Origin of the sequence: uncultured Marivita sp. (assembly GCF_947488135.1) — a bacterium.
Lineage (GTDB): Bacteria > Pseudomonadota > Alphaproteobacteria > Rhodobacterales > Rhodobacteraceae > Marivita.
Genome location: NZ_CANKYW010000001.1, coordinates 627383 through 642109 on the forward strand (window position 1 = coordinate 627383; position 14727 = coordinate 642109).

General features: G+C 62.0%; 17 protein-coding genes and 1 pseudogene. 9 read left to right on the forward strand and 9 right to left on the reverse strand.

Going from position 1 to position 14727, the window contains the following annotated elements:
* Positions 1-84: 84 nt before the first annotated feature.
* The gene (locus tag Q1B16_RS03130; RefSeq protein WP_299784756.1) at positions 85-276 is read right to left on the reverse strand and encodes a DUF3072 domain-containing protein; all 192 of its coding nucleotides are present in this window, start codon (positions 274-276) and stop codon (positions 85-87) included.
* 114 nt (positions 277-390) lie between these two features.
* On the opposite strand from Q1B16_RS03130, the gene Q1B16_RS03135 reads away from it, so the two are divergent.
* The 6 genes from Q1B16_RS03135 (at position 391) to Q1B16_RS03160 (ending at position 5381) form a co-directional block, all read left to right on the forward strand.
* A complete protein-coding gene (locus tag Q1B16_RS03135; protein ID WP_299784757.1) occupies positions 391-789 on the forward strand; it encodes a cytidine deaminase in 399 nt (132 codons plus the stop codon).
* A complete protein-coding gene (locus Q1B16_RS03140) occupies positions 789-2081 on the forward strand; it encodes a thymidine phosphorylase (RefSeq protein ID WP_299784758.1) in 1293 nt (430 codons plus the stop codon). The genes Q1B16_RS03135 and Q1B16_RS03140 overlap by 1 nt, the downstream gene beginning before the upstream one ends.
* Positions 2078-3286, forward strand: a complete 1209-nt coding sequence (locus Q1B16_RS03145) for a phosphopentomutase (RefSeq protein ID WP_299784759.1) — start codon at positions 2078-2080, stop codon at positions 3284-3286. Before Q1B16_RS03140 ends, Q1B16_RS03145 begins: the two co-directional genes overlap by 4 nt.
* A 62-nt stretch (positions 3287-3348) precedes the next feature.
* On the forward strand, positions 3349-4326 hold the full coding sequence (locus Q1B16_RS03150; protein ID WP_299785976.1) for an adenosine deaminase: 978 nt from the start codon (positions 3349-3351) through the stop codon (positions 4324-4326).
* Complete coding sequence (gene upp, locus Q1B16_RS03155; RefSeq protein ID WP_299784760.1) at positions 4323-4955, forward strand: uracil phosphoribosyltransferase; 633 nt, start codon at positions 4323-4325, stop codon at positions 4953-4955. Before Q1B16_RS03150 ends, upp begins: the two co-directional genes overlap by 4 nt.
* Positions 4956-5042: 87 nt before the next feature.
* Positions 5043-5381 (forward strand): hypothetical protein, encoded by a 339-nt coding sequence (locus Q1B16_RS03160; RefSeq protein ID WP_299784761.1) that lies wholly within the window; start codon positions 5043-5045, stop codon positions 5379-5381.
* Here the strand turns inward: Q1B16_RS03160 and Q1B16_RS03165 are convergent.
* The 3 genes and pseudogenes from Q1B16_RS03165 to Q1B16_RS03175 all read right to left on the reverse strand — a co-directional run.
* Complete coding sequence (locus Q1B16_RS03165) at positions 5370-5786, reverse strand: type II toxin-antitoxin system HicB family antitoxin (protein ID WP_299784762.1); 417 nt, start codon at positions 5784-5786, stop codon at positions 5370-5372. The two genes, Q1B16_RS03160 and Q1B16_RS03165, sit on opposite strands and share 12 nt — an antisense overlap.
* The gene (locus tag Q1B16_RS03170; RefSeq protein ID WP_299784763.1) at positions 5779-6048 is read right to left on the reverse strand and encodes a hypothetical protein; all 270 of its coding nucleotides are present in this window, start codon (positions 6046-6048) and stop codon (positions 5779-5781) included. Before Q1B16_RS03170 ends, Q1B16_RS03165 begins: the two co-directional genes overlap by 8 nt.
* A 51-nt stretch (positions 6049-6099) precedes the next feature.
* Positions 6100-6282, reverse strand: a pseudogene (locus Q1B16_RS03175) (IS1595 family transposase); the annotation flags it as partial.
* Positions 6283-6349: 67 nt separating this feature from the next.
* On the opposite strand from Q1B16_RS03175, the gene Q1B16_RS03180 reads away from it, so the two are divergent.
* Positions 6350-6970: a hypothetical protein gene (locus tag Q1B16_RS03180; RefSeq protein WP_299784764.1), complete on the forward strand. Its 621-nt coding sequence runs from the start codon at positions 6350-6352 to the stop codon at positions 6968-6970.
* A 1-nt stretch (position 6971) separates the two neighbouring features.
* On the opposite strand, the gene Q1B16_RS03185 is transcribed toward Q1B16_RS03180, so the two are convergent.
* Both Q1B16_RS03185 and Q1B16_RS03190 read right to left on the reverse strand, forming a co-directional pair.
* On the reverse strand, positions 6972-7997 hold the full coding sequence (locus Q1B16_RS03185; protein ID WP_299784765.1) for a hypothetical protein: 1026 nt from the start codon (positions 7995-7997) through the stop codon (positions 6972-6974).
* Between the two features lie 70 nt (positions 7998-8067).
* On the reverse strand, positions 8068-9696 hold the full coding sequence (locus Q1B16_RS03190) for an AMP-binding protein (protein ID WP_299784766.1): 1629 nt from the start codon (positions 9694-9696) through the stop codon (positions 8068-8070).
* Between the two features lie 105 nt (positions 9697-9801).
* On the opposite strand from Q1B16_RS03190, the gene Q1B16_RS03195 reads away from it, so the two are divergent.
* Both Q1B16_RS03195 and Q1B16_RS03200 read left to right on the forward strand, forming a co-directional pair.
* Positions 9802-10452: a sulfotransferase family 2 domain-containing protein gene (locus Q1B16_RS03195; protein WP_299784767.1), complete on the forward strand. Its 651-nt coding sequence runs from the start codon at positions 9802-9804 to the stop codon at positions 10450-10452.
* 169 nt (positions 10453-10621) lie between these two features.
* On the forward strand, positions 10622-10816 hold the full coding sequence (locus tag Q1B16_RS03200; RefSeq protein WP_299784768.1) for a hypothetical protein: 195 nt from the start codon (positions 10622-10624) through the stop codon (positions 10814-10816).
* Between the two features lie 37 nt (positions 10817-10853).
* Here the strand turns inward: Q1B16_RS03200 and Q1B16_RS03205 are convergent, their stop codons facing one another.
* The 3 genes from Q1B16_RS03205 to Q1B16_RS03215 are packed head-to-tail and all read right to left on the reverse strand — an operon-like array spanning position 10854 to position 14718.
* Entirely contained in the window at positions 10854-13052 is a 2199-nt protein-coding gene (locus Q1B16_RS03205; protein ID WP_299784769.1) for a 3-hydroxyacyl-CoA dehydrogenase NAD-binding domain-containing protein, read from the reverse strand.
* 33 nt (positions 13053-13085) lie between these two features.
* On the reverse strand, positions 13086-13502 hold the full coding sequence (locus Q1B16_RS03210) for a hypothetical protein (protein WP_299784770.1): 417 nt from the start codon (positions 13500-13502) through the stop codon (positions 13086-13088).
* A gap of 4 nt (positions 13503-13506) precedes the next feature.
* Positions 13507-14718 carry an acetyl-CoA C-acetyltransferase gene (locus Q1B16_RS03215; protein WP_299784771.1) on the reverse strand — a complete coding sequence of 404 codons (1212 nt, stop codon included), beginning with the start codon at positions 14716-14718 and terminating at the stop codon, positions 13507-13509.
* Between the last annotated feature and the right edge of the window lie 9 nt (positions 14719-14727).

A 14727-nucleotide genomic window follows, 5' to 3' on the forward strand; every position in this document is an offset into this window, starting at 1 on the left:
AAGTCCCCCCGCACATTTTGGTTTAGAGGTAAACGACATAGGTGCGGAGGGAAAGAGCGCGCGGTATCGCGCGCTGCAAGAAGCTTAGTTCAGATATTCCTGAAGATGCGCGATCCGCCGTTCGGCCTGACGGCGTGTCAGGCTCCAATCAAACGGCTCACCCGCGCGCTGCGCGAGTTCCCGCAGTTTGATGGCCTGCTTTTCGGTCATTTCTTCTTCGGGGTCCGGTCCAAGCGTGACCGTCGGATCGAGCACGACGCTGTTGAGCAGTGGCATGATATCCTCCTTTGCTTTGATGGAAAACGCGGTGCTGTCGCGTCAGGTTCCCACGAGCCCTTGCATTCGGCCGCCCGGGCTCGCAATCATGCGGGTCACGGAACAAGGGGGCGGATGCAGATGGACCTGAAAATCGCGGCGCAGGCTGTCCGGGAAAAGGCCTATGCGCCCTATTCCAATTTCAAGGTGGGCGCAGCTCTGCGCGCATCGGACGGCGCGATCTATGTCGGCTGCAATGTCGAAAACGTGGCCTATCCCGAAGGCACCTGCGCCGAGGCTGGCGCCATTGCCGCGATGATCGCGGCAGGGGCGCGGGCCATCACCGAAGCTTACGTGATCGCCGACAGTCCCGACCCGGTGCCGCCTTGTGGCGGATGCCGCCAGAAGCTGGCCGAGTTCGCTGCGGCGGATGTCCCTGTCACGCTGGCCACGACGGACGGACAGGAACGGCAGACCACCGTCGGCAACCTGCTTCCCGGTGCGTTCGGCGCTGGCCATATGGATCGCAGCTGATGGATGCGCGCGCGATCAATGCAACGCTGCGCAAGGGGCAGACGCCGGATGCCGATGCGCTGAGCTGGTTTGCACGAGGCCTTGCCGATGGGACGGTGACAGACGCACAGGCGGGCGCGTTCGCGATGGGCGTGTGCCTTAACGGCCTGACCGATGCGGGCCGCGCCGCCTTCACTGCCGCGATGCGCGACAGTGGGAAGGTTTTGCAATGGAACATGGACGCGCCCGTGCTCGACAAGCATTCCACCGGTGGTGTGGGCGACTGCGTCAGCCTGATCCTTGCCCCCGCGCTGGCCGCGTGCGGCGTGTATGTCCCGATGATCTCGGGCCGCGGTCTAGGCCACACCGGCGGCACGCTCGACAAGCTCGAGGCCATTCCGGGCTTTCGAACCACCCTGTCCGAAGACCAGTTCCGCCATGTCGTCGGCGAAGTCGGCTGCGCCATCGTCAGCGCCAGCGCGGATATCGCGCCCGCTGACAAACGGCTCTACGCGATCCGCGACGTGACGGGGACGGTCGAAAGCCTCGATCTAATCACGGCGTCGATCCTGTCAAAGAAACTTGCGGCGGGGCTCGAAGGGCTTGTGCTGGACGTCAAATGCGGGTCGGGGGCCTTCATGAAATCCGCCGATGATGCCCGCGCACTTGCGCGCGCCCTCGTCGATACGGCAAACGCCACGGGCTGTCAGACCTCGGCGCTCATCACCGATATGTCGCAACCTCTGGCCCCGAGCCTTGGCAACGCACTCGAAGTGATCGACGTGATGCGCGTTCTGACCGGGGCCACGTCAGGCCGCCTGCTGGACCTCACGATTGCGCTGGGCGCAGCTCTATTGGAACAGGCCGGGATCGAAAACGGCACCGACAAGATGAACAAGGCGATCAGCAGCGGCGCGGCGGCGGAAAAATTCGGCGCGATGGTGTACGCGATGGGCGGCCCCGTCCGCTTTGTCGAGGATTGGGCCCGCTTCCTTCCCGAGGCGCCCGTGATCCGCGAAGTTCCCGCGCCGGAAGCGGGAACCGTCACCGCGATCGACGGTGAAGCGCTCGGCCTCACCGTCGTTGAACTTGGCGGAGGCCGCCAGGTCGAGACTGATATCGTCGACCCGGCGGTGGGCCTCAGCGATGTGGTCTCCATCGGCGACACGGTGCGCAAGGGACAACCGCTTGCCCGCATCCACGCGGCCCGTGAAGCACAGGCGGACGCCGCAGAAGAGGCCGTGCGCGCGGCGATCACGCTGGGCAAGGGACCGGCCTCTGTGCCAGATTTGATATTGGAGCATATCGCATGAGCCGCGCCTTTCTGATCGTGATGGACTCCGTCGGTATTGGCGGTGCGCCGGATGCTGACCAATTCTTCAATGCAGGCACTCCTGACACCGGGGCCAACACGGTCTTGCACATCGCCGAAGCCTGCGCCGAGGGCCGTGCCGAAGACGGTCGCAGCGGCCCGTTGCGCGTGCCGACGCTCGATGCGCTGGGCCTTGGCCGTGCGGTCGAACTGGCCTCTGGACACAAAGCCCCCGGCCTTGACGCCGATCCGAGCGGGCGCTGGGGCGCCGCGACGGAGGTCTCCAAGGGCAAGGACACGCCGTCAGGCCATTGGGAACTGGCCGGCCTGCCAGTGCCTTGGGAATGGACCTATCTGCCCGACACAGTGCCATCCTTCCCGGACGATATCACTGCCCGCATCTGCGAATTGGCGGGCACCGACGGGATCCTCGGCAACTGCCACAGCAACGGCATCAAGGTGATCGAGGATTTCGGCGCCGAACATCTGCGCACCGGCAAGCCTATCTGCTACACCTCCGCCGACAGCGTTCTGCAGATCGCGGCGCATGAAGAGGCGTTCGGCCTCGACCGGTTGCTGAAGCTGTGTCAGGACCTCGCGCCGATGTGTCACGACCGCCGCATCGGGCGTGTCATCGCGCGTCCTTTCGTCGGAGAAGAGGGCAATTTCGAACGCACCACCAACCGCCGCGACTATGCCATCGCGCCGCCGGAACCCGTCCTGACGAACTGGGTGCAGGACGCGGGGCAAGCCGTGATCGGCATTGGCAAAATCGGCGACATCTTCTCGATGTCCGGCATCGAGGCGGTCCACAAAGGCTCTGACGCGCAGCTCATGCAGCACTTGGAGCAGCAGGTGAACACCGCGCCCGACGGTGCCCTGATCTTTGCCAATTTCGTCGAATTCGACAGCAAATACGGCCATCGGCGGGACGTGTCGGGCTATGCCCGCGCCCTTGAATGGTTCGACGCGGAACTGGCCAAGCTCCTGCCGAAGCTGAAAGCGGATGACCTGTTGCTCATCACCGCGGATCATGGCAACGACCCGACATGGATCGGAACGGATCACACACGTGAACGCGTGCCGGTTCTGATGGCAGGCGCGGGCACGGGCAGCATTGGCCATGTGGGATTTGTCGATGTCGCGGCCAGCATCGCCACACATCTGGATGTGGCGCCAAGAGGATCGGGGCGGAGTTTCCTGTGATGGATGAAGAACAGCGCGACCGACTGAGCCGCGGCATGGACGAAGAGCAACTTGACCGCATCATGCGCCTGCCCAAGGTCGAACTGCACCTGCACCACGAAGGCGCGGCACCGCCCGCCTTCATCCGGGGCCTTGCCAAAGAAAAATCGGTCAATCTCGGCGGTGTGTTCAAACCCGATGGCAGCTACGCCTTCCGCGATTTCGTACATTTCCTGAGCGTCTACGAGGCGGCGACAAGCGTGCTCAAGACGCCCGAGGATTACGCCCGCCTGACCAAAGCGGTGCTCGAGGAAAGCGCCGCAAATGATGTGATCTACAGCGAAACCTTCCTGTCGCCGGATTTCTGCGGTGGCGGCGATGTCGGCGCGTGGCGCGAATACCTGCATGCGATCATGGACGCCGCCGCTGAGGCCGAGCGCGACCACGGCATCATCTTGCGAGGCATCGTCACCTGCATCCGCCATTTCGGTCCGGACAAGGCCAAGGCCGCTGCGCGCTGTGCGGCCGAAACGGCCGGTGACTGGATCACCGGCTTCGGCATCGCGGGCGACGAAATGAAGGGCAAACCCAAGGACTTCGCCTACGGTTTTGACATGGCGCGCGAAGCCGGACTGCGCCTGACCGCCCATGCGGGCGAATGGGGCGGCGCGCAATCGGTGCGCGATGCGATTGATGACCTCGGGGTCGAACGGATTGGCCACGGCGTCCACGCGATCAACGATCTCCCACTTGTGGACAAGCTTGTGGAGAACGAGATTATCCTCGAAGTTTGCCCCGGTTCCAACGTGAACCTCGATGTCTATCCGAGCCTCGCCGCGCATCCCATTGAAAAGCTGCGCGAACGCGGTGTGAAAGTTACGGTCTCCACCGACGATCCGCCGTTCTTCCACACGACGATGCGTGACGAATACCTCAACCTTGCCCGCACCTTTGGCTGGGATGAGACTGTTTTCTTCGAGATAAACGACACCGCCGCCCGCGCGGCCTTCTGCGACGAGGACACGCGCACGCGTGTCCTCAAACGACTGGAGCGCACATGACCGATCACCTGACCATCGTTGACCACCCGCTTGTGCAGCACAAGCTGAGCCTGATGCGCGAGAAAGACACCTCGACCAAATCGTTCCGTCAATTGCTTCGTGAAATCAGTCACTTGCTGGCCTACGAGGTAACGCGCAACCTGCCGCTCACCACCAAGCGGATCGAAACCCCGCTTTGTGAGATGGACGCGCCGGTGATCGACGGAAAGAAGCTCGCCCTGATCTCGATCCTGCGGGCGGGCAACGGTCTGCTCGACGGCATCCTCGAACTCATCCCGGCGGCGCGGGTGGGCTTTGTCGGCCTTTACCGCGACGAGGAAACTCTCAAGCCGGTGCAATACTATTTCAAGGTGCCCACGCAGCTCGAAGAGCGCGTCACCATCGTCGTCGATCCCATGCTCGCCACCGGCAACAGCTCCGCCGCCGCAATCGACCTCGTGAAAGATGCGGGCGCCAAGAACATCATCTTCCTCTGCCTCCTCGCCGCCCCCGAAGGCGTCGCCCGCATGAAAGAGGCGCATCCCGACGTTCCCATCGTCACAGCCTCGCTGGATTCGCACCTCAACGAGCTGGGCTACATCGTTCCGGGCTTGGGAGACGCGGGCGATCGGATGTTCGGGACGAAATAGGCGCCTTGTGTATCGAACGCACCAACAATCTAGCTGAATTTCGGCCCCGTGTGAATCATCATGCGGGGTATGATTAAGCAGTTGAAAATGCACAGGCACAGCGACGAGACGATCAACACGTCGCTGTATTTCCTACGCGCTCAGATCATCCGTGACGGTGCAGATGGGCTAAAGCATGTCGAAGCCCTGATGAAGCTACGCGGGCTTGCCCTTGACGCCTTACCAGTGCCTGAGAAACGCAACAGGCGGTTTCGCAAGGGTCAGCTACGTCAGGCGATACTTGATGAACTTCGCAAGGGGCCGCGCACGTCACGCCAGATCGCAGAGGCCATAGGGCATGACCGGAGCAACTTTGCTCACACGCTGCAAGCACTCAAAGCGCGTGGTGTGATTAGGCTGGATGGGTGGGTTTGGTCAGTTGGCTAGTAGCTTTTTTGACCCTCTGAAAACGGTAGCACTTGCCGCTTCAAACAGCGGAAGATTGCGCTCCCAACTAGAAGACACACCATCTACCGCTTCTTCCAAAGCCCTCTCTAACTCAATTATTCGCGTATCGGCTTTGTCTAGGATCGCCATCATCGCCTTGAGCGCAGCCATCATGGACTTACGTTCTTGTGCAGCGCGTTCTACCGAAACGCCGGGACGCGGCAGATCAAATCCCTGGGCAGTCTTCATCTCTATCCACTCAGCCATTGCCTGCTGTGTGTTTTCAAGCGCCTCTTCACGAGTATCACCGTCAGACATGCAGCCTTGAAGGTCTGGTACAAAACCCACAAATCCGCCGCCGTCTTCCTCAGAAAGAGGAAGGATTACAATAACATAGTCAGCCATCGCCTTTATCCTCCTCAGCATCTTGGTGCGCTGATACATAACCTACCAGCTTCTTTATGTATATCGGTTTAATTGGGCGATTTGATGGAATCGTCAAGATGCCCTCCAAGTGTTCGCTACTCACTTTCCAGTGCGATCCACCCCCGCTAGGGGGCGCGCATTCTAAATTGTAGTATTCGCAAACTTTTTGAACTTCTTTGATTGTCCAATCATCTCTGGGGTTTATCCCCATCTTTTCCAATATCTTTTTAGCTTTGGCCACACACCACTCCGACTCAATCTATAGTTTAGTGTGGCAAAATGACATTTATCGTCAAGCCGCCCGTTGCCAGTAGCCCTTCCAGTTGCGCGACACACTTGCGTCCATTGCATTACTAACCAGCGCGTGTGCCAGTGCACCGTTGTCGGTGCGGCGATTGTCTTCCAGCCATGCGGCGTGGTTCGCGTACTGGTAAAGGTACTGCGGGCCAACACAATGGTGCTGACACATGATCATGCCGAATAGACCTTTACACTCAATACCCTGACGGGCAGTCTTGGCTCACATCTGTGGGGACAGAGACATGATCAGACTATCGCTGGCCGCCTTGGCCGTTGCGGGCCTTGTGGCTTTTTCGACGAGTGGGGCGGTTGCCCAGGGGTTGCAGGTCACGCCACCGGCCGAACTTCCTCCGGCGGGTTTCGAGGAGCGGCAATATGTCGACAGCCGGGGCTGCGTTTACGTGCGCGCGGGGGTGGACGGGGCCGTAAACTGGGTGCCGCGGGTCGCACGGGATCGTCAGCCGATCTGTGGCCAGCAGCCGACGCTCGTCCGCCAGCAGCCCGTCACCGTGGCTGAGGCCGGGCCTGTCATCATCACACCGCAACGCGTGGTGCCGTCGGTTCCCAAGCGGACCGTGACCTTGCAGAAATACGTTCCCGCCCAGCCGCGTGTGCGCGAGGAACGGATCGTGCCGAAACACGTGTACGACGCGCAGGGAGATACCTTGCCCGCCGTGCCGAAGGGATATCAGCCCGCTTGGGAGGACGACCGCCTGAACCCGCACCGCGCCCACATGACCCGTCAGGGCTACCGTGCGACCCAGCAGGTCTGGAGCAACACGGTGCCGCGCACGCTTCTGCGCGAGGGTCAGAGGATCAAGGAGCCGGTAATCGTCGGACGCGGCAAGGGCCTCGGCCACTAGATCATTCGCCGCAAATTCCCTGCAAGCGCAGCCAGTCCGCATCGCTGAGCACCGGGCGCGGGTCCTTGCCCGCCATCGGGTCGGCTTCGATCAGGGGCAGGGTGCTTTCCCCGGTGATATCGACGGCATAGGCATAGGGCGTCGTACGCAGTTCCGCCATCTCGAACCCGGCGATGATGACATCGTTGGAAAGCGCGATCGGCTCTCGATTGAGCAGGTATTCACTGTAACGTTGCAGATCGTCATCGGCCATCTCGCCGGTGGTCAAAAGCCGCAGGCTCGACCAGAGCCCGGTCTCGATCAGCATTTCCTCCAGCGGATCCTGGCTCAGCGCACGCAGGCGTTCGGTCAAGACATAGCCTGCGGTGACATCCGGTTCCTCGGGGTCTTCGATCAAAGCACGGTTCAACAGGATGCGCCCGCCCGGCAAATGCGCCGTTTGCGCTACGCCTCCCGGGAGCACGACCAATGCCCCGCGCTGCGCCGGGCCAAGAACGCGCGACGCCAGTCGCCGCAGCGGTTCGCGCGCATCGCGTGTCATGCAGGCTTGACCCGAAATCCGCATGATCCGCGCCAACAGGGCATCGCCGATCTCGACCCGCTTTACCGCCGGAACCACCTGCACCGTGTGCCGCAAGAGCGCATCGGGCAACCAAAACACGATCCCGGCCACAACCGTCGCCGCGATGGCACCGGTGATCCAGAAGCGCAGCTTGCCGGGTTTCGGGCGGCTTTTGTCGATGGCCGCGCGGATCCGTTCGATCGCGTCGATCATCTGCGCGCTGTTTTCGCCGAACTCGAGCGTTTCGCCGGGATCGCCGTCGGGATGGTAAATGGCCGGGCGCTGCCCTTTGTTGGCGCGGGCGACGGCAGCGATGGACCAATGCGCTAGCACGTTTTCGCGAAGATCGAGGATCGTCAGAGAGGCATCACCCAAGGACACGATGACATCCTTGCGCTGGTCGGCGGGCGTTGCACGCCAGACACCTTCGGCCTCAAGCCGTTGAAATTCCTTCAGCGCGGTCATGCGGGCTGCTCTGCCTCGTTGATTGGGTTCAGACTACACCCGCAACAGCTTGTGCGCAATGCGGCACAGCCTACAAGGCCTTGGCGCGTTCGCGCAGCTGGAATTTCTGGATCTTGCCCGTTGATGTCTTGGGGAGTTCCTCGAACACCACTTTCTTGGGGGTCTTGAAGCCCGCAAGCCGTGACCGAGCGAAGGCGATCAGTTCTTCTTCGGTTGCGCTGTGGTTGCCCTTGAGTTCGACAAAAGCGCAGGGCACCTCGCCCCATGTTTCGTCGGGCTTGGCGACCACGGCACAGAGCAGCACCGCGTCATGCGCCATGAGACAGCCTTCAACCTCGACCGAGGAAATATTCTCACCACCCGAGATGATGATGTCCTTCGCACGGTCGGCGATCTGGCAGTAATTGTCCGGGTGCATCACGGCGATGTCGCCGGAATGGAAATGCCCGCCTTCGAACGCCTCTTCGGTGGCTTTCGGATTCTTCAGATAGCCCTTCATGACCGCGTTGCCCCGAATGACGATCTCGCCCTGGGTCTTGCCATCGCGCGGTACGGGTGTGCCGGTGTCGTCCAGAACGTCGATCTTTTCCATCATCGGGAAGGCCACACCCTGACGGGCCTTGATCGCGGATTTGGCATCTTGATCCAGACCGTCCCACGCGTCGCCATTCCAGACACATTCGGTGACGTGGCCATAGGTTTCGGTCAGCCCGTAAACTTGCATGACGTGGAAGCCCAAGTCTCCGATCTTGGCCAGCGTCGCCGGGGCAGGGGGCGCGCCTGCGGTGTAAACTTTTACCAGATGGTCAAATTCCCGACGCTCGCTTGGATCGGAGTTCACGATCATGTTCAGAACGATGGGGGCACCGCCGAAATGGGTCACACCTTCGTCGGCAATCGCGTCATAGATCGCGCGGGCCGAAATATCGCGACAGCACACCACGGTGCCGCCCAGAAGCGGCATCATCCATGTGTGGTTCCAGCCATTGCAGTGAAACAGCGGAACGATGGTCAGGTACTTGGGCCGCAGCGCCATCTCCCAGCTCACCGCGGTGCCCATCGTCATGAGATACGCCCCACGATGATGGTAGACCACGCCCTTGGGCCGTCCGGTCGTGCCCGAGGTATAATTGAGCGCGAGGCTCTCCCATTCGTCCTCGGGCATGATCCACTGGAAATTCGGGTCGGCGGCGGCAAGCACATCTTCGTATTCGGGATACGCGCTCGTTGCGTTCACGCCCTCGTGCGGGTCGGCCACTTCGATGACCTTGGGTGCAGGTCCCTCCATCTGTTCGATGGCTTCGGCCAAACCCGGCATGAATTGCGGATCGCACAGCACCACCTTCGCCTCGCCGTGGTCGAGGATGTAGGCGATGGTATCGACGTCGAGCCGCGTGTTGATCGTGTTGAGCACCGCACCACAGGCGGGCACGCCGAAATGCGCCTCGGCCTGTGCAGGGATGTTGGGCAGAATGGTTGCCACCACATCGCCGGGCCTGATCCCCATGTCGACCAGCGCCGACGCCAGCCGCGTAACGCGGTCATGGTACTCCCGATAGGTCTTGCGGTGTGGGCCATGCACGACAGCCACGACATCGGGAAACACCTCGGCGGCGCGGTGCAGATGCGACAGCGGCGTCAGCGGCACATGGTTCGCCGCCCGCTTTTCAAGCCCGGTTTCGTCCCGCATCCAACCCATGCCGCATCCTCCCCAACGTATCCGCGTCCTTCGACATAGCGCAGAGCCCGTGCGTTGGAAAAGCAAATCCTTGCCTTGGGGCAGGGGCGATGGCACCTCTGACGCATGATCATCTCGCCCGCCCGCAAATTCATCTTCGTGCACATTCCCAAAACCGGGGGCACGTCGCTTGCGCTGGCCCTCGAGGCGCGGGCGCATCGCGATGACATCCTGATCGGCGACACTCCGAAGGCGATCAAGCGCAGGGGGCGTGTAAAGAAACTGTCGGCCAAAAGCCGTCTGTGGAAACACAGCACGCTGGCGGACCTGGATGGCGTGCTAAGCCCATCAGATCTGGATGGGATGTTCATCTTCACGCTGGTGCGCAATCCGTGGGACCGCGTCGTCAGCTATTACCACTGGCTGCGCGCGCAGAATTTCGATCATGCCGCTGTCGAATTGGCCAAGACGCATGATTTTAGCGGCTTCGTGCTTCACCCCGACACGCAAGCAAGCCTGCGGGCTAACCCGTATGCTCGCTACGTCACAGACGCGGCTGGGGCCGAGCGGGCGTCGGCTTTCGTGAGGCTGGAAGATCTGGCAGAAGACCTCGCACCGGTCGAGGCGCATTTGGGGTTTCGACTGGACATGCCCCATGCCAACGCCTCGGATCGCCCCAAGGAATACCGCACAGCCTATGACGATCGCACGGCCGAGGCGGTTGCCGAGATGTGCGCCGAAGATATCGCGCGTTTCAGCTACCATTTTTCTGCCTGATTCTTGGGCTATTACAAAAGATGTGCCGCAGATGTCGGCGAATGACAGGCTTGTGCTGCAATGCAGCAATTCGTCGATGCACAACAAATCGTCTCGCGGCACGGTATCTTTGACCGTCCGCAAGAGACGGCGTCACGCAAGGGAGGACACTTGAAAAAGGAGTTATCCCATGTGTCTGACTGTCGAAGCTTTCGCCCTGTTCCTCAACATGATCGCGGTGCCCGAGATCACATCCGAACCCGGCAGGATCGTCGTGCATGCCACGACACGCGACGCCCATTGGGTCGCGGTCGAGGATGAATGGTGCACGATGGCGCCGCAGATCGACCGCATGGCCCGACTGGCCGTGCTGCGCGCCGAATAGGGGGTACGCCGGGCATTGGCCCGGCATACCTGCAAGATCAGGCGGCTTTCGCGTCCGGCGCGAACCGTCCGTAGAAGGTCTGTCCCTTCGCCGCCATCTCGCGCAGCAACTCGGGACAGGCAAAGCGGTCGCCGAAGGTCTCGGTCAGCTCGTCACAGCGCGCGGCCGCATATTCCGCGCCCAGCATGTCGAGCCAAGACAGAGGCCCACCGGACCACGGCGCAAAGCCCCAGCCGAGGATTGCGCCGACATCGCCCTCGCGGATGTCCATGAGAACACCGTCCTCAAGCGCCCGCACTGCCTCCAGTGATTGGGCGAAGAGCAGACGGTGCTGCACGTCGATCAATTCGGGCTGGTCATCCGATTGCGGATACTGCGCCTTCACGACCTCGGACAGGCCCTGACGCTTGCCCGCCTCGTCGTAGTCATAGAACCCCGCCTTGGTCTTGCGACCCAGACGCCCTTGCTCTTCCATCCAGAAGATCACCTCGTCGACTTCACCATCCGGGTAGGCATCGCCCATCGCAGCTTTGGTCGCGCGGGCGATCTTGGCTCCCAGGTCGATGGAGGTCTCATCGACCAGTTGCAGCGGACCCAGCGGCATCCCGACCATCTTGGCCGCGTTCTCGATCAGGGCAGGGGCCACGCCTTCCTTCACCATCCGGATACCTTCGTTGATGTAGGGGATGATGCAGCGGTTGGCGTAGAAGAACCGCGCGTCGTTGACCACGATGGGCGTCTTGCGGATCTGGCGCACGAAATCGAGCGCCTTGGCCACGGCGCGATCGCCCGTCTGTTTGCCCTTGATGATCTCGACCAGCATCATCTTTTCCACCGGGCTGAAAAAGTGGATGCCGATGAACTGCTCGGGCCGCTTGCTGGCCTTCGCCAATTCGCTGATCGGCAGGGTCGAGGTGTTGGTGGCAAAGATGCACTCCTCACCGATGACCTTCTCGACCTCGGCAGTGACATCCGCCTTGATCTTCGGATCCTCGAACACCGCTTCGACGATCAGGTCACAGCCTGCAAGATCGTTGTAATCCGTCGTCGCGGTAATCCGCGCCAGCATGGCGTCGGCCTTGTCCTGCGTGATCTTCTTGCGGGATACGCCCTTCGCCGCGTAATCGGCGCTGTAGGCCTTGCCCTTGTCCGCTGCCGCCTGATCGCGATCGAGCAGCACAACTTCGATCCCCGCCTGCGCCGAAACCAGAGCGATGCCCGCACCCATCATGCCGGCACCCAGAACGCCGACCTTCTTGACGGACTGGTCGTCGACACCTTCGGGACGAACGGCGCCCTTTTCGAGCGCCTGCTTGTTGATGAACAGCGACCGGATCATCGCCGAAGACGACGGGTTCATCAGTACATTCGTGAACCACCGCGCCTCGATCTGAAGCGCCGTGTCGAACGGCACCAACGCGCCTTCGTAGACCGCGCTCAGCAGCGCCTTGGCCGCAGGATAGACGCCCTTGGTCTTCCCGTTGACCATCGCGGAGGCGCCGACGAACGTCATGAAGCCCGCCGGGTGATAGGGTGCCCCACCGGGCATCTTGTAGCCCTTCTGGTCCCATGGCTTTACGATGTCGGCGTCTTTCGCGTTCAGCACCCACTCCCGTGCTGCGGCAACCGGATCGTCGACAACCTCGTCGATCAGACCGGCCGCCTTGGCTTTCTTCGGGTCAGACAGCTTGCCTTCCAGAAGGAACGGCGACGCCGCCATGGCCCCCATCTTGCGCACCAGCCGCGTTGTGCCGCCCGCACCGGGGAAGATCCCGACCAGAATTTCGGGCAGGCCGATCTTGGCCTTCGGGTTGTCGGCGCAGAAGATGCGGTGACAGGCCAGCGGAATCTCGAGCCCGATCCCCAGAGCCGTGCCCGGCAAGGCCGCGGCAATCGGCTTGCCGCCCTTGAGCGTCTTCGGGTCCATGCCCGCGCGCTCGATCTTGCGCAGCATCTTGTGGCCGTTCATCGTGAAATCGAACAGCGCCTGCGCCGGGGTGTCACCGGCCTCGGCCCGGATCGACGCCAGAACATTGAGATCCATGCCTGCGGCAAAATCGGGCTTGCCCGACGTGATCACGATGCCCTTGACGGCTTCATCGGTCAGTGCGTCTTCCACGAGGTCGTGCAGTTCGACCTGCGCCGCCTTGCTCATCACGTTCATGGATTTACCCGGAACGTCCCAGGTGATGATGGCAACGCCGTCGGCGTCTTTCTTCATTGTGAAATCGGTCATGTCTCGTCTCCCAGGGGCATCTCGCCCGGATAGTTATTTCGGTCGGTCGATGGGCCAGCTCGCGGCGGCCCTGAAACCACTCGTCACGCTGAAACAGCGCCAGAGCCCGTCGTCGCCGCACCGTAGTTGCATCGACGAGGCGAAGGGTTCGACAACCCGTGTGGCGCCGCGCAGAAGCTCGGTCTCGTAGCGCCCCACGATCAGGGCCGCGCCCAACTGCTCCACGTCGCGCGCGATGCGGATCATGCTGTCGATCTCGAGCCCCTTCATCATGTCCACCCAAGCGGTGAATCCCTGAAGAAGGCCCGCGTCGTCATCCACGATATGCGTCGCGTTCGGGGTCGCGACGGTCAAAGGCAACAGGATGGAGTCCCGGTAGGTGTCGAAATCCCCGTCGAACAGGGACGTGCCCACCCGGTCCAGCCACTGCTGAAAGTTGACCGCCGGCATCGGATCAGACCCGCTCGATGATGGTGGCGGCGCCCATGCCGGAGGCGATGCACAGCGTGGCAAGCCCCGTACCTTTCCCGGTGCGCTCCAGCTCGTCCAGAAGGGTGCCGATGATGATCGCGCCCGTCGCACCCAGCGGGTGGCCCATGGCGATGGAGCCACCGTTCACGTTCACCTTGTCCGCATCGACATCGAATGCCTGCATGAAGCGCAGCACGACCGAGGCGAAAGCTTCGTTGACCTCGAAAAGGTCGATGTCCGAGATGCTCATGCCATTGTCGGCAAGGATCTTCTCGGTGACCGGAACCGGCCCGGTGAGCATGATGGTCGGGTCGGTGCCGATCTTGGCGGTCGCCTTGATCCGCGCGCGGGGTTTGAGACCCCATTTCTCGCCGAATTCTTTGTTCCCGATCAGCACGCCTGCGGCCCCATCCACGATACCCGAGGAGTTGCCCGCGTGGTGAATGTGGTTGATCCGCTCCAGATGCGGGTACTTCATCAGCGCGATCGCGTCGAAGCCCGGCATCACCTCACCCATCTGCTGGAACGACGGATTGAGCGCGCCAAGGCTCTGCATGTCGGTGCCCGGGCGCATGTACTCGTCGTGATCGAGGATGCTGAGCCCGTTCTGGTCCTTCACCTCAATGATCGAGCGCGCGAAGCGCTTGTCGTCCCATGCCGCCTTGGCCCGGCGCTGGCTTTCGACGGCAAGGCTGTCGGCGTCATCGCGGGAAAATCCGTATTCCGTTGCGATGATATCGGCCGAGATGCCCTGCGGCACGAAATAGCTCTCCATCGCGACAGTAGGATCGACGGCGATGGCAGCACCGTCGCTGCCCATGGCAACGCGGCCCATCATCTCGACCCCGCCCGCGATATAGGCCTCGCCTGCGCCGCCGCGCACCTGGTTTGCAGCCAGGTTCACCGCTTCCATGCCGGATGCACAGAACCGGTTGATCGCAAGTCCCGGGATCGACTCGTCGAGTTCCGATGCCAACACGGCGGTCCGCGCAAGGCAACCGCCCTGTTCACCGACTTGGGTGACGTTGCCCCAGATCACGTCCTCAACGGCATGTCCGTCCAGCCCGTTGCGGTTCTTCACGGCGTCCAGCACCTGCGCGGACAGGCGCACCGAGGTCACCTCGTGCAGACTGCCATCCTTGCGGCCCTTGCCGCGGGGGGTCCGTACGGCGTCGTAGATATAAGCTTCGGTCATTGTCGTCTC